The 13,399-nt window shown below is 67.7% G+C and carries 11 protein-coding genes; 5 read left to right on the top strand and 6 right to left on the bottom strand.

Annotation, left to right across the window (positions count from 1 at the left end; all coding sequences use genetic code 11):
- Positions 1-1,489 (top strand): tryptophan halogenase family protein (locus OXR08_RS11305; RefSeq protein ID WP_267349900.1); only part of this gene is annotated, 1,489 nt, incomplete at its 5' end.
- A gap of 136 nt (positions 1,490-1,625) precedes the next feature.
- On the opposite strand, the gene OXR08_RS11300 is transcribed toward OXR08_RS11305, so the two are convergent.
- Positions 1,626-2,051 carry an organic hydroperoxide resistance protein gene (locus OXR08_RS11300; RefSeq protein ID WP_267349898.1) on the bottom strand — a complete coding sequence of 142 codons (426 nt, stop codon included), beginning with the start codon at positions 2,049-2,051 and terminating at the stop codon, positions 1,626-1,628.
- Positions 2,052-2,169: 118 nt separating this feature from the next.
- Between OXR08_RS11300 and OXR08_RS11295 the strand changes: the two genes are divergently transcribed.
- Positions 2,170-2,616 (top strand): MarR family transcriptional regulator, encoded by a 447-nt coding sequence (locus OXR08_RS11295; protein ID WP_267349896.1) that lies wholly within the window; start codon positions 2,170-2,172, stop codon positions 2,614-2,616.
- Here OXR08_RS11295 and OXR08_RS11290 read toward each other — a convergent pair.
- Entirely contained in the window at positions 2,613-2,909 is a 297-nt protein-coding gene (locus OXR08_RS11290) for a hypothetical protein (RefSeq protein ID WP_267349894.1), read from the bottom strand. The genes OXR08_RS11295 and OXR08_RS11290 overlap by 4 nt on opposite strands.
- Positions 2,910-3,391: 482 nt before the next feature.
- Here OXR08_RS11290 and OXR08_RS11285 point away from each other — a divergent pair, with 482 nt between their 5' ends.
- The 3 genes from OXR08_RS11285 to OXR08_RS11275 all read left to right on the top strand — a co-directional run bounded on the left by OXR08_RS11285 (position 3,392) and on the right by OXR08_RS11275 (position 5,188).
- A complete protein-coding gene (locus tag OXR08_RS11285; RefSeq protein ID WP_267349892.1) occupies positions 3,392-4,303 on the top strand; it encodes a PAS domain-containing protein in 912 nt (303 codons plus the stop codon).
- A 95-nt stretch (positions 4,304-4,398) separates the two neighbouring features.
- Entirely contained in the window at positions 4,399-4,962 is a 564-nt protein-coding gene (locus OXR08_RS11280) for a hemerythrin domain-containing protein (protein WP_267349890.1), read from the top strand.
- A complete protein-coding gene (locus OXR08_RS11275; protein WP_149681269.1) occupies positions 4,955-5,188 on the top strand; it encodes a hypothetical protein in 234 nt (77 codons plus the stop codon). Before OXR08_RS11280 ends, OXR08_RS11275 begins: the two co-directional genes overlap by 8 nt.
- Before the next feature lie 108 nt (positions 5,189-5,296).
- Here the strand turns inward: OXR08_RS11275 and OXR08_RS11270 are convergent, their stop codons facing one another.
- From OXR08_RS11270 to OXR08_RS11255, 4 genes are all read right to left on the bottom strand, one after another.
- Positions 5,297-7,618: a PAS domain S-box protein gene (locus tag OXR08_RS11270; protein WP_346731902.1), complete on the bottom strand. Its 2,322-nt coding sequence runs from the start codon at positions 7,616-7,618 to the stop codon at positions 5,297-5,299.
- Positions 7,619-7,693: 75 nt separating this feature from the next.
- Positions 7,694-8,356, bottom strand: coding sequence for an OmpA family protein (locus OXR08_RS11265; RefSeq protein WP_267349887.1), 663 nt, complete (start codon positions 8,354-8,356; stop codon positions 7,694-7,696).
- 29 nt (positions 8,357-8,385) lie between these two features.
- Positions 8,386-10,218, bottom strand: coding sequence for a sodium:proton antiporter (locus OXR08_RS11260; protein WP_267349885.1), 1,833 nt, complete (start codon positions 10,216-10,218; stop codon positions 8,386-8,388).
- Positions 10,219-10,320: 102 nt separating this feature from the next.
- The gene (locus OXR08_RS11255; RefSeq protein WP_267349883.1) at positions 10,321-13,302 is read right to left on the bottom strand and encodes a TonB-dependent receptor; all 2,982 of its coding nucleotides are present in this window, start codon (positions 13,300-13,302) and stop codon (positions 10,321-10,323) included.
- Between the last annotated feature and the right edge of the window lie 97 nt (positions 13,303-13,399).

Here is a 13,399-nt window from a genome sequence, read left to right as displayed (position 1 = left end):
CCATGTCGTCATCGTCGGCGGCGGCACCGCCGGCTGGATGGCCGCCGCCGCCGCTGCCCGCTTCCTCGACGATGGACAGCGCCGCATCACCCTGGTCGAATCGGATGCGATCGGCACGGTCGGTGTCGGCGAAGCGACGATCCCGCCGATCATCGGCTTCAACCGCCTGCTCGGTATCGATGAAGGCCGATTCCTGTCCGCCACCGGCGGCAGCTACAAGCTGGGTATCGAATTCGTCGGCTGGGACACCGGCGAGGATCGGTATTTCCACCCCTTCGGCCATCACGGGCGCGATTTCGACGGGCTGAACTTCCACCAGGCCTGGCTGAAGCTGCGCGACCGCGACGGCATCGGCCCGATCGACGATTACGCGATGGCCGCCGCCGCGGCGCACGCGGGCACCTTCGCACCGCCCGTCGCCGACCCGCGCTCACCCCTGTCGGGGCTGGCCTATGCCTATCATTTCGATGCCGGCCGCTACGCCGCCTTTCTGCGCGCGCAGGCGGAGGCCGGCGGCGTCACCCGGATCGAGGGGCGGATCGAGCGCGTCGAGCGCGATCCCGCCAACGGCCATGTCGCCGCGGTGGTGCTGGGGGACGGCCGCCGCGTCGCCGGCGACCTGTTCATCGACTGCTCCGGCTTTCGCAGCCTGCTGCTCGGCCAGGCGATGGGGGTGCCCTTTGTCGACTGGTCGCACTGGCTGCCCTGCGACCGGGCGCTGGCCGTGCCGACGCGCCGGACCGATCCGGTGCTGCCCTATACCCGCGCCACCGCAAGGCCCGCGGGCTGGCAATGGCGCATCCCGCTGCAACACCGCACCGGCAACGGCCATGTCTATGCCAGCGCCTTCATGGACGATGCCGAGGCCGAGCGCCTGCTGCTCGCCAATCTCGATGCCGAGCCGACCGACACCCCACGCCGCCTGTCGTTCAGGGCCGGCCGCTATCAGCGCATGTGGGAAGGCAATGTCGTGGCGCTGGGCCTGGCCGGCGGCTTCCTGGAGCCGCTGGAATCGACCAGCATCCACCTGATCCAGAACGGCATATCGAAGCTGTTCGCGCTGTTTCCCGACAAGCGTTTCACCGCGATCGAGCGCGATCGCTATAATCGCTTCATGACCGACGCCTATGACGGCATCCGCGATTTCATCATCCTGCACTATCACGCCACCCGCCGCGACGACACGCCCTTCTGGCGCCACGTCCGCACCATGACGATCCCCGACACACTGGCCGAGAAGATCGCGCTGTTCCGCGAAAAGGGCCGCATCTTCCGCTATGACGACGAATTGTTCGCGGTCCCCAGCTGGGTCGCGGTGATGATCGGGCAGAACATCATGCCCGATGGCTATGACCCGATCGTCGATGCGCTGGACGAGGACCGGGTAGCCGATGCGCTGCGCCAGATGCGCCGCGCCAATGCCACGCTCGCCCGCACGCTGCCCCCGCACGCCGCGGTGCTGGCCAGGGTCGGGCAGGCGGCAGGCTAGAATCAAAACCGGCGGCGACGGCCAGGGAGGGGTGCCGTCGCCGCCGGGTCCTGCGCGGCATGGGAGGATACCGCCGGAACGGGCCCGCCCCTCGCGTCCAAGGGAGGGAAACGCGGGCAGGCCCGATGGGAAAAGATCAGGCGAGCGTCAGGCCGACATCGACATTGCCGCGCGTCGCGTTGCTGTACGGGCAGATCTGGTGCGCGGTGTCGACCAGCGTTTGCGCCACATCGGGCGCGACGCCGGGCAGCGCCACGGTCAGGTCGGCGGTGATGCCGAACCCGCCGGCTGCGCGCGGACCGATGCCGACCGTGGCCGATACCTGCGTATCCGCGGGCACCGCGACCTTCAGCTGATGACCGGCCGCCTTCAGCGCGCCGATGAAACAGGCCGCATAGCCAGCCGCGAACAGTTGCTCGGGGTTCGTACCCTCGCCGCCCGCACCGCCCAATTCCCTGGGGGTGGACAGCTTCACGTCGAAATTGCCGTCATCGACACGGGCATGACCATCGCGCCCGCCGGTGGCGGTAGCTGCGGTGCGGTACTTTACATCGACCGACATGCTATTCTCCTTATCGGAATAATATTTATCGCGATACCTATGTAGGAGGTCATACCGGGCTTGTCCAGCGGAATGTTTATCGCGATATCGAAATCGTACACGCGAAAGGATGATTGCCATGGCCGCCCCCGCGCCGCTCGACAGCCAGTTGTGCTTCTCGCTTTATGCCACGTCGATGGCGATCAACCGGGCGTACAAGCCGCTGCTCGACGCGCTGGGGATCACCTATCCGCAATATCTGGTGCTGCACGCGCTGTGGGAGGAGGATGGCCGCAGCGTCGGCGCGATCGCGTCGCGCCTCGCGCTGGAGTCGAGCACGGTGACCCCGCTGGTCAAGCGGCTGGAGGCATCGGGACTGGTCAAGCGGACCCGCAATCCCCTTGACGAGCGTCAGGTTCAGGTCGCCCTGACCCAGGCCGGGTGGGACTTGCGCGACCGCTGCGGCTGTCTGGCGGAAAAGCTGATCGCGCAGTCGGGGATGTCGCTGGAGGAGTTGGGCACGCTCAACGAACGCGTGCAGCACCTGCGCGATGCGCTCGCCTCCGGTGGGGAGGCTACCCGCTAAGGTCCGGTCGCGATATCCGGCAACCGGCTGCGCTGCGTGGAGGGCATCATTGCCCCGCGCAGCGCCGACTCCATCGTCCGTGGTCCGGGTGGTACCGGGTTCGGCACGCCGCTTTCCAGCCGGTCATGCGCGCTGTGCAGTTCCGCCAGCGCCAGATGACGGGCGCGCGCGACGGCACAGCGTGCCTGCCGGGCCAGGGCCCGCTCCTGTGCGGCACGCCGTGCGTGATAGCTGACCGGCGCATGATCCGGCCGCCCGCGCCGCATCGGCAGCAGGCGGGTGATCCAGCGCAACCAGACGGGATGGCGGGAAACGGCCGGGGCACCGGATGGAGAAGCCGCCCCGGCCGTCACGATGTCAGAACCCGAGCGGGCAGGCCTGCCCTGCATCGGTGACAGGATGGCCGGCGGCACGCGTGGGAAGCGGGACCATCGCTCCATATGATGCGGCCATCGGATCGGGGGGGGCGTATCCGGTGCCGGCCATCCTGTCCTCCTCCGTCCGGCGAGGGGTGGGGAGAGTGCCGGACAGGGCCATGGTCGCCTGCCGAATCCTAACGCGGCGTTCCCGTGCAATCGGCACGAAATACGACATTTGCGTGGGGGGCGATGTAATAGCCGGCCGCCCCACGCCATCGCCGCACCGCGTTTCACGCAATTTACGACAACCCCGTTCCGGTGGCGAATAGATCGGCATCGGGACTTAAAACACTGGAATGTTTAAATAGTTCTACGCATGACAGGAAACGGGGACTGGTTGATCGGAAAGGGAGCCGATGATCCTGGCAAGGAATGGGGCGGCGCCGCCCGCGGTAACCGCGGGCGAGTTGGTACGGCAATTCGGCACATGGCAGGCGCGCGCCGCCGCCGGCCCGGTATTCATCACCCATCACGGTCGCCCGCGGCTGGTCATGCTGTCGCTCGCCGCGTTCGAGGCGCTGGCGGCGCCCAGCGATGCCGATGCCGATCCCGGCGCGGTGCCGCCCGTGTCGCATGTGCTGGAGCATCTGGAACAGGGTTTTCTGGCGCTGGACGGCGCGATGCGGGTGCGCGCGATCAACGCCGCCGCCTGCGCCTTCCTGATGGTCTCGGCAGAGGCGGTGCGCGGCCGGGCGCTGCCCTCGATCTGGCCGGGGATAGAGGATCGGCCCGGCTATGCCGCGCTGGCCCGCGCCGTGGCATCGGGCGCCACCACCTGCCTGGAACTGCCCTCCTTCGCGCGGGAGGGGCGCTGGCTGCGGCTGCGGGCCATGCCGTTTGCCGGCGGGTCCGCCTGCCTGTTCGATGACATCACCGACCAGCTCGCCACCGAGCGTCATGAAGACGCGCGCAGCGCGACGCTGGCCGCGCTGGCCGCGCACGGCGAGGTCGGTCGCGCGCTGCTGTCGATGCGCGGCACCTTGGCGGAGGTCGATGCGGGGTTCGCACGGCTGGCGGGCTTCGCCCCGGACAAGCTGCACGGCGTCCGGCTGACCGACATCCTGCCGCTGTCGTTGCGCCGTGCCACCGCCGATCAGGTGGAGGCGGTGCTGACCGGCACACCGCCGCCGGCCTTCGCGACCCGCTTCCTGACGCGCGCGGGTACGGAAAGGCCCGTCCGCCTGGCCTTTGCCCCGGTGCGCGCGCACGGCGCCATCACCGGCGCGGTGGCAATCGCCACCGCGATCGAGCAACCCATTGATCTGTAACGTAGATCAACGAGATTTTCCCGAGAATTGCGGCAACGATCCCCATCCTGTCCCGTTGGTCCGGTACGCCTGTTTGTGGCTGACGGAGTGGATGCATGACCCAATCGGACGAACCGCGCGAAGGGCGCCACACGCTGGCGATCGGCATGGCGGCCGGGATCGCGATCGGCATCGCCGCGAACCTCGCCCGCAAGGCCGCGGTTCAGGCGCCCACCCTGCTCGCGGGTGAATGGGACAAGGCGCTCGCCGCCGAACATGCCGCGGCACTCGCCCTGTTCGACGCGCTGGAACGCAGCGATGCGAGCGACACGAGGCGTCGCACCGTGCTGCTCGCGCAGTTGAAGCACGCGATCGGTAAACATGCCTTGCAGGAGGAGAACGCCGTCTACGCGATGATGCGCGACCGGGGCATGCCCGAGGCGGCGGATCATCTGAATCACGAACATGGCTATGTGAAGCAATATTTCTTCGATCTGGGCGAGATGGCCAAGGACGATCCCGCCTGGCTGCCCAAGTTGCGCGAATTTCGCACGATGATCGAACAGCATATGCGCGAGGAGGAGGACGATCTGTTCCCGCGCCTGCGCGCCGAACTCTCCGAGGCCCAGAACGCCCATCTGACCCGCCAGATGAACAAGGAAGGGCTGAAACTTGCCTGATCCCCATCTCGACGACCGGGTCCACGCCGCCGACGCCCGCGCCGAGCGTCGCGAACGTCGGGAGGCCCCGATCATCCGCCGCTTCGCCGTCATCATCGCCGTCGTGTTCGTCCTCGGCATCCTCACCTATGCCGGCATGATCTTCAGCCATGCCCGGCAAAAGGAACGCAGCGACGCCAACGCAACCCAGGTCGCCACCCCGCGCGATCCCATGCCCGACCGATAGCTGCGCCCGAGCGGTAAACACTCCCTCCGTTCGTGCTGAGCGAAGCCGAAGCACAGCCGCCATCGCCTGACCTTCGGCTTCGCTGAGGCCGGAGAGTGTGGGTTGAGCCTACCCCGCCAGCATCCCTTGCACCCGCTCCGCCAGCACGTTCATCGCAAACGGCTTGGTGATCATCGCCATCCCCGGCTCCATGAAGCCGGACGCGGCGGCGGCGGTTTCGGCATAGCCGGTCATGAACAGCACCTTCAGCGCGGGGCGCATCGCCCGTGCCTCCATCGCCACCTGACGCCCGTCGCGATCGGGCAGGCCCATGTCGGTGACCAGCAGGTCGATCCGCGCATGGCTTCTCAGCAGCGCCAAGCCGCTTGCGCCGTCGCCCGCCGCCAGCGTGCGGTATCCCAGCTCCTGCAGTTCCTCTAGGATCAGCGCGCGCACCACCGCCTCGTCCTCGACCACCAGCACCACCTCGCCCCGGCCGCTGCGCGGCACCGGTGCCGCCGCCGGCGCCTCGCTCGCCTCGTCCATCGGCCCGTCATGGCGCGGCAGGTACAGCCGCACGCTCGTTCCCTCACCCGGCGCGCTTTCGATCGTCGCGGTGCCCTCGGACTGTTTGGCAAAGCCGTAGATCATCGACAGGCCCAGCCCGGTGCCGCGCCCGATCGGCTTGGTGGTGAAAAACGGTTCGAACGCGCGCGCGATCGTGTCGGTATCCATGCCGGTGCCGGTATCGCCCACCCGGATGCACACGAACGCGCCGTTGTCGCGGGTCACGTTGCCCGTCTCGATGGTCAGGCGGCCGCCACCCTCCATCGCATCGCGCGCGTTGATCGCCAGGTTCAGGATCGCGCTTTCCAACTGGTTGGGATCGCACCGGGTCGGCCACAGATCGGCGTCCAGATGCAGGTCCAGCGCGATCCGCTCGCCGATCGTGCGGCGCAACAGGTCCTCGATCGATCCGATCAGCCGGTTGACCTCCACCGGCTTCGGATCGAGCGGCTGGCGGCGCGAAAAGGCGAGCAGCCGGTGGGTCAGCGACGCCGCCCGGTTCGCCGCGGTCGCCGCCGCCGTCACGAAACGGTCCAGTTCCTCGGTCCGCCCCTGCGCCACCCGCCGCTCGACGATCTCCAGATTGCCGGTGATCCCTTGCAGCAGGTTGTTGAAGTCATGCGCGATGCCGCCGGTCAGCTGGCCCACCGCCTCCATCTTCTGGCTTTGCCGCAACTGCGCCTCGGCGGTGGCCAGTGCCGCGGCGGCCTCGTTCTCGGCGGTCACGTCATGGCCGAAACCGTAAAAGGTCCCCCCCTCCGGTACCGTCGTCCAGCGGATCAGCCGTCGCTCGCCCGACTTGGCGATCAGGGTCGTGCGGTAATCGTGCAGCGCCTGCCCCGCGGACAGGATGCGCACCCGCTCGCGCCACGATCCTTCGTCATCCTCCATGAAATCGGTGCTGCGCCGCCCGACCGATTCGGCATGGGTCCAGCCCAGCGTCGCGGTCCAGGACGGATTGACGTTGGTGATAATGCCCGCGGCATCGGTCACCACCTTCAGCACCGGCGACAGCGTCCAGATCCGCTCGCGGTCGCGTGCCAGCCGCCTTTCTTCGGTGATGTCGCGCCCCACCGCATGGATGCGCCCGGACGACGGCACCGCGGTCCAGGCAAGCAGGCGGTAATCGCCCGCCTTGGTCCGGTACCGGTTCTCGAACGCCAGCGTCGTCACCCCGTCGCTCAGCGTGGACAGTTCGGCCGCGGTGCTGGGAAGATCGTCCGGGTGGAGAAAGGTTTCCAGCGGCTGGCCCACCAGTTCCGTTTCCGCCCAGCCCAGCATCCGCGTCGCGCTGGGATTTACCGCGGTGATGATCCCCTCGAAGGTGCAGACCAGCAGCAGGTCCTGCGAGATCGCCCACAACCGGTCGCGGTCGTCCTGCAACCGGCGGCCCGCCAGCACGCGCTCGGTCGTCTCGATCACCACCGCGACCACGCCGATCGGCCGGCCGTCATCGTCCAGCGCCGGGGAATATTCCAGGTCGGTCCACAAGGCGCGCGGCGTGCCGTCGCGCACCAGCGTCAGTTCCTGGTCCTGGTACGACAGCGTGCCGCCGCCATGATACACCACCTGCATCACATGCGCGTTGAAGTCCGCGACCTCGTGCCAGCCCTCCAGCACGTTGGTGCCGAGCAGTGCCGGATGGCGGTCGCCCGCGAACCCGCGATAGGCGTCGTTGTAGATCATCACGCCGGTCGGACCCCACAGGGTGACGATCGGCACCGGCGAGCGCAAGACAAAGGCCAGCACCGTGCGCATCGCCACCGGCCAGCTCGCGATCGCGCCGACCGGCGTGGTCTCCCACGCAAAGGCGCCGATCCGCTCCCCCATTTCGCCGCCCCCGATCAGGAACGCCGCTTCCTTGCTGCCTGCCACCACCGTCACATTGTTCGCCCATGCAGCCCGCGCTGTTTCAAGCGCATAACGCCGTTGCATCGTCAAGGCTGCGTGGCCGTCGCGCTATCCCGCCGGTGCCGACGCCGGCGTCGGCGTCGCGGCCGGGGCGGGTGCCTCCGCCGCAGCAGGAGCGGGCGGCGTCGCCGCGGGGGGCACCCCGATCTCCACCTCCACCCGCCGGTTGCGGGCGCGCCCCTCGGGATCGTCGCTGCCGTCCAGCTTGGCATTCGGGGCGATCGGCCGCGCCTCGCCCAGCGCGATCACGGTGATCCGCTCGCGCGGCACCCCCTGCTCGACCAGATAGTCGCGCACCACCTCCGCCCGCCGGCGGGCGGTGCGCAGATTGTCCTTGTCCGACCCTTGCGAGTCGGAATGGCCGCGCAGCACGATCGGGCCGCCCCGCGTCCGCGCCTCCTGCGCCAGCGCATCCAGCGCCGCGCGCGCCGCATCGTCCAGCGCGGCACTGCGTGGGAAGCCGATCGTGCGCGACAGCGGTTCGGGCGTCGCTTCGGGCTCGGGCGCCTCGGCCACCTCGGCATGGACCGCCGGGCGGATGATCGACTTCACCTCGCCCTCGGGCGTCGGGCTCGGCACGGGAAGCGGGGGGGTGAGCGTGTCGGCGGCGTTGACTGGCGCGACGGTGTTCGACGGCGCGCCGCCCTCGCACCCCGCCAGCGACAGGCCCAGCAGGACGCACAATCCCAGCGGATGGCGCAACATGGTCATACCCCTCCCCTTTGCGAACGATGATCCGGTCATGCGACAGCCTCCACCTCGGCACCAGCCCCGTCGCGGCGCGGCTGCGGCGGCGCGTAGGACACGATCACGTCGCCGGCCACCGGCATCGGTCGGGTCGCATGGGTGAAGAAGCGCAACTGCCCGCCGGGGCGCAGCACCAGCAGCAGGTCCGCCTCGGCCGGCAGGGCGGCGCGCGCCGCGGCAAAGTCGAACTGTTCGCTGATCCGCGTCTTGCGGAAGGTCCAGCCGGCGGCCGCCCGCGCCTCGATCTCGTCGATGCCGACCCCCGACGCGAACAGCGACCGCCCGCGCAGCGCTTCGGACAGGCCACGATCGTCGGGCGCGCTGTCGCCCCCGCCGCCACCGAGCTGATACACCGCGTCGCGCCCGATCTCGGGGGCGAACTCGCTGCACACCAGGGCGTTATACGCCTCGTTCGGGGTCGCCGCCGCCAGCGCCTGGAAGCGGCCCATGTCCAGATGCTCTTCGCTCGTCTCCGCCAGGATCTCGCCGTGAAAGGTCGACAGCCCATGCTGGCGCGCGCCCGTCAGCGCACGCCAGTTCGCGTCGCTGATCGTCACCGCCACCTCCAGTTGCTGCAGGTGGCGCGCCAGCGCCAGGCTCCACGGCGTCGCCCCCACGATCAGCAGCCCGCGCTGCCCGGTCGCGGTCACGCCCAGCCGCCGCGCGACCCAGCGGATGCTGAAGCCGTGCGCGACGATCGTCGCCACCACCACGCCGAACGACAGCGTGACCAGGATGCCGCCGTCGCCATAGCCCAGCGCCCCGAGTCTCAGTGCGAACAGCCCCGACATCGCCACCGCGACGATGCCGCGCGGCGCGATCCACGCGATCAGGATGCGCTCGCGCCACGGCACCTTGGAAAAGGCCAAGCTGACCAGCACCGTCGCCGGCCGCACCAGGAAGAGCAGCGCGATCAGGAACGCCAGGAACCGCCATTCGAACCGCCGTGCCACGTCCAGGTCCAGCGAGGCGGACAGCAGGACGAACACGCCCGAGATCAACAGGACGGTCACATTCTCCTTGAACGGATGCACGTCGCGCAGGCTGCTCAGCTTCATGTTGGCCAGCGCCACGCCCATCACCGTCACCGCGACCAGCCCGGTCTCGTGCTGGATCAGGTTGGACAGCACAAAGGTGACGATCACCGCGACGAACAGCACCGGCGCCTTCAGATGCTCGGGCACATGGCCGCGCGGAAACGCCCATTTGATCGCCCAGGCCATGGCAAAGCCGATCACCCCTGCGACGATCGCGGCGAACAGGATCGATGCGGTGACGCCTGCCAGCGACGCGCCGTCGCCCGACCGGCGCAGATATTCATAGGTGATGACCGCGAACAGCGCGCCAAAGGGGTCGTTGACGATCGCTTCCCATTTCAGGATCGCGCGCGGCCGCGCCGCGATGTTGCTCTGGCGCAGCAGCGGCAGCACCACCGTCGGCCCGGTGACGACCAGGATGCCGGCAAACAGGATCGCCACCGGCCACACCAGCCCGGCGATATAGTAACAGGCCAGCGTCCCCAGCACCCAGCCGACCGGCATGCCGATCAGGCCCAGCCGCATCACCGCGCCCTCGGTCTTGCGCAATTCTCGGAAATTCAGGCTCAATCCGCCTTCGAACAGGATCACCGCGACCGCGATCGACACGGCGGGCTCCAGCAGCGGGCCGAACACCTCGGCGGGGCGGACAAGGCCGGTCACCGGTCCGGCGATGATGCCGGCCGCCAGCATCAGGGCGATGCCGGGCCAGCCCGTCCGCCATGCGAGCCACTGGGCACCGACGCCAAGGGCGCCGATCAGCGCGATGGCCAAAGCGTAATTGTGCATGGGGAGCCGAACAGCACAGCCATCCGGCCACCGCAACCCGCAGCGGCCAAAAAAGCGGGTGCCCGGCCGGGGTCCGGGCCGGGCACCCAGGAGGGGTCGGGATCAGAAGCTGCCGCGGATGCCAAAGGTGATGGTGGTGCCGTTGAAGAAGGAATTGTCCCGCCGCGAAAGGCCGTTGCCCTTCTCCTGATCGGGATTTTCGTAATAAAGGTAGAGGTTCTCGTTGGTGATGTTCAGCGCATCGATGCGCAGCTCGAACTGCTTGTTGATCTGGTAGCTGACCGTTCCGTCCAGAAAGCCTTGCGGCGCGGTATAGACGATCTGGTCGTTGCCGTTGTTGATCGAGCTGTTGCCGGCGCGTGCACGGTAATTATACGACCCGCGAATCGCGAACGGCCCCTTCTCGTAGAAGGCGGTGGCGCTGTACGAATAATCCGGCACCGTCGAAATGCCGACGGCCGTGCCCTGGCTGGTGACGAAGTCGTTGCCATCGCGCCAGACCTTGGTGAAGCTGCCCAGCACGCCCAGCCCGTCGAACGGCGCCGGCAGGAAGGTCAGGCTCTGCTGGTACGACAGTTCGATCCCGCTCAGGTCCAGCGTGCCCTGGTTCTGCACCGTGGTCACGTTGAACGGTTGGTCGGGCAGGATCGTGCCCGTGTCGCTGCCCGTCAGCGAACGGCGGTCGAACAGGTCCTGCGACAGTTGCAGCGAACTGAACGGCACACCGAAGATCGTCACTGCCTGCGGCGTCCCCTTCAGGCTTTTCTTGAACGCACCGATCCCCAGGATGGCGCCCGGCTGGAAATACCATTCGGCGCTGATATCGTAGTTGGTGGAGGTCTGCGGCCGGAGTTCGGGGTTGCCCACCGTCACATCGGGGTTGAAGCGGTTGGGGATGGCGATCCCGCTGGCAATGTCGACCAGCGCCGCGCGCGTGATCGTCTTGCCGGCGGAGGCGCGCACCAGCACCTTGGGCGTGATGTCCCATGCCAGGCTGAGCGAGGGCAGCCAGTTGCTGTACCCGCCCTCCCGCTCGCGCGGGACGAAGTTGCCGCCGCCCGCCGGGACATAGTTGTTGATGATGATGTCGGTGTCGGCATAGCGGATGCCGACATTGCCGCGCAGATCGCCGCCGCCCAGCGGCAGCTTCATGTTCGCCTCGAAGAAGGCCGCCTTCACGATCTCCTCGGCGCGAAATGCCGAATTGAGCTGCACGGGCGATGCGGCGTTGGCGCCGTTCGCATCCAGATACCCGTTGACGAAATCGCGCGTAAAGGTCGCGAAGCTCGATGGATAGCCCGGATTGCCGCCGTTGCGCAGAGGCCCGAACGGAAGGAACGGCACCATGTTGCCGATCACGTCGATCGACGCGAACGTGCCGCCACCCGGCAGGGTACGCGTGCGACCGATCGCGGTGCCGTCGCGACGCTCCACCTCCTTCACGCTCGAAACGTAGCTGCCGCCCAGCAATGCCGACCATTCCGCCCCGGCGAACTCGCCCGCGTCCCAGGTCGCCACCACGCGCCCGCTGCGCTGCTTGTCCACCTCGCGCGCCGATCCGAAGCCCAGGCTGGGGTCGGTGAAGTTGCGCGGGTTGGTGAAATCGAGGGGCGAGCTGATCGTCGGATAGCTGACATTGCCCGTCGGGTCGAAGGTCGTCCGGATGCTGTAGATGTTGGTGACGATGCGATTACCGGTCGAGAAAGCGACACTCTCGTTCAGATTGCCTTGCGCGGTCAGCTTCAGCGTGTCGGTCGCGTCCCAGGCGGCCCGCGCGATACCGTATTTGAACTCGGTCTTGGCGTCGCGGTAGAAGCTTTCGGTCAGGATCGAACTGTTGTCGAACGTGCCGTAAAGGTTGTTGTACTGGTCGATCTTGACGTCGACCGGGATCAGGCCCGAATTGGTGCCGCGCCCAGGCAGGCTGGTCGTGCCGGGGACGGTGCGGCTGTTGCGCACCGGCACGCCGAAGGTGAATTCGTCGTTCACGTCGGTGATGCGCGAATAGATGCCATCCAGGCTCGCCTCGAACCGGTCGCTTTTATACTGGAGCGACGCGACGCCGCCCAAGCGCTTGCGTTCGTTGCTGGACGCGAACACGCGGTAGAAGCGCGGCAGGAAGGCGCCCGCGACCTGCTGGCGCGTCAGGCTGCCAAAATTGGCGGCCGGATTGTCCAGATCCAGCGCGAAGGGAAAGGTGCCGGTCGTGTTCGGCGGCGGCGCGGGGGTCAGGAAACCGGGCGCCGCCAGCGTTGTAGAATTATACCCGCCCGTCGACTGGAAGCCCGAACGCTCGTTCACGTTCTGCGCGAACGCCACGCCGATCAATGCGCCGAAATTGCCCCAGGTGTCGCTGATCAGCAGCGAGCCGCGCGGCCGGAACTCGTCCGACTGGGTGTTGTAGTTCTGCGCCAGATTGTAGCGGATCGTGCGCCCCTTGTTGTCGAAGGGACGCGGCGTCTGCAGATCCACATTGCCCGAAATGCCGCCCTCTTCCAGATTGGCGAGCGGGCTCTTGTAGATGTCGACCCGGCCGAACAGTTCGGAGGGGAACACGTCGAAGTTGAACGACCGCCCCGAATTACCGATACCGCCGGTCGAGGTGGTGCGCACCGGCGCACCGTTGATCGTCGTCACCGAGAAATTGGAACCAAGGCCGCGGATACTGATGTTCTGGCCCTCGTTGGACGCGCCGTCGCGTGACAGGAACACGCCCGGAATACGCTGCAACGATTCCGCGACATTCGCCTCGGGAAATTTGCCGATATCCTCCGCCACGATCGAGTCGCGTACGCCGATCGCCTCACGCTTCAGTTCCAGCCCTTCGGCCAGGCTGCGGCGGAAACCGGTGACGACGATAGCGGCATCCTCGGTGCCGGTGGCTGCTGCATCCTGCTGACCTGCGGCCTCCTGCGGCACGCTCTCTCGCGTGGTCACATCCTGGGCGGCGGCGTCCGAGGTGTCGGACGATGGCGACGCGGTCTGCGCGGCCGGCGGTGGATTGGTCTGTGCCGCCGCCGGCGATCCCGCCAGCAACAGGGCCATCGCGCCCGAAGACGCACCGATCAGCATCGCTGTTCTCACCTCACCCCTCCTCTTGTCACGGTATTCCGCTGTTGATGCGGTTTATCATACAAGTTTTGGGAGTCGTCAATCATCGCTCGGACAAAATCCGCCAACG

Source organism: Sphingomonas sp. GM_Shp_2, assembly GCF_026540875.1.
GTDB lineage: Bacteria > Pseudomonadota > Alphaproteobacteria > Sphingomonadales > Sphingomonadaceae > Sphingomonas > Sphingomonas carotinifaciens.
The sequence above is the reverse complement of the archived record's forward strand: the minus strand, read 5'-3'. Positions and strand labels throughout refer to the sequence as shown.

Coding starts and splice junctions, on each gene's coding strand:
- OXR08_RS11300 (WP_267349898.1), bottom strand. CDS start 2,051: ATGTCGGTCGATGTAAAGTACCGCACCGCAGCTACCGCCACCGGCGGG.
- OXR08_RS11295 (WP_267349896.1), top strand. CDS start 2,170: ATGGCCGCCCCCGCGCCGCTCGACAGCCAGTTGTGCTTCTCGCTTTAT.
- OXR08_RS11285 (WP_267349892.1), top strand. CDS start 3,392: ATGATCCTGGCAAGGAATGGGGCGGCGCCGCCCGCGGTAACCGCGGGC.
- OXR08_RS11280 (WP_267349890.1), top strand. CDS start 4,399: ATGACCCAATCGGACGAACCGCGCGAAGGGCGCCACACGCTGGCGATC.
- OXR08_RS11265 (WP_267349887.1), bottom strand. CDS start 8,356: ATGACCATGTTGCGCCATCCGCTGGGATTGTGCGTCCTGCTGGGCCTG.
- OXR08_RS11260 (WP_267349885.1), bottom strand. CDS start 10,218: ATGCACAATTACGCTTTGGCCATCGCGCTGATCGGCGCCCTTGGCGTC.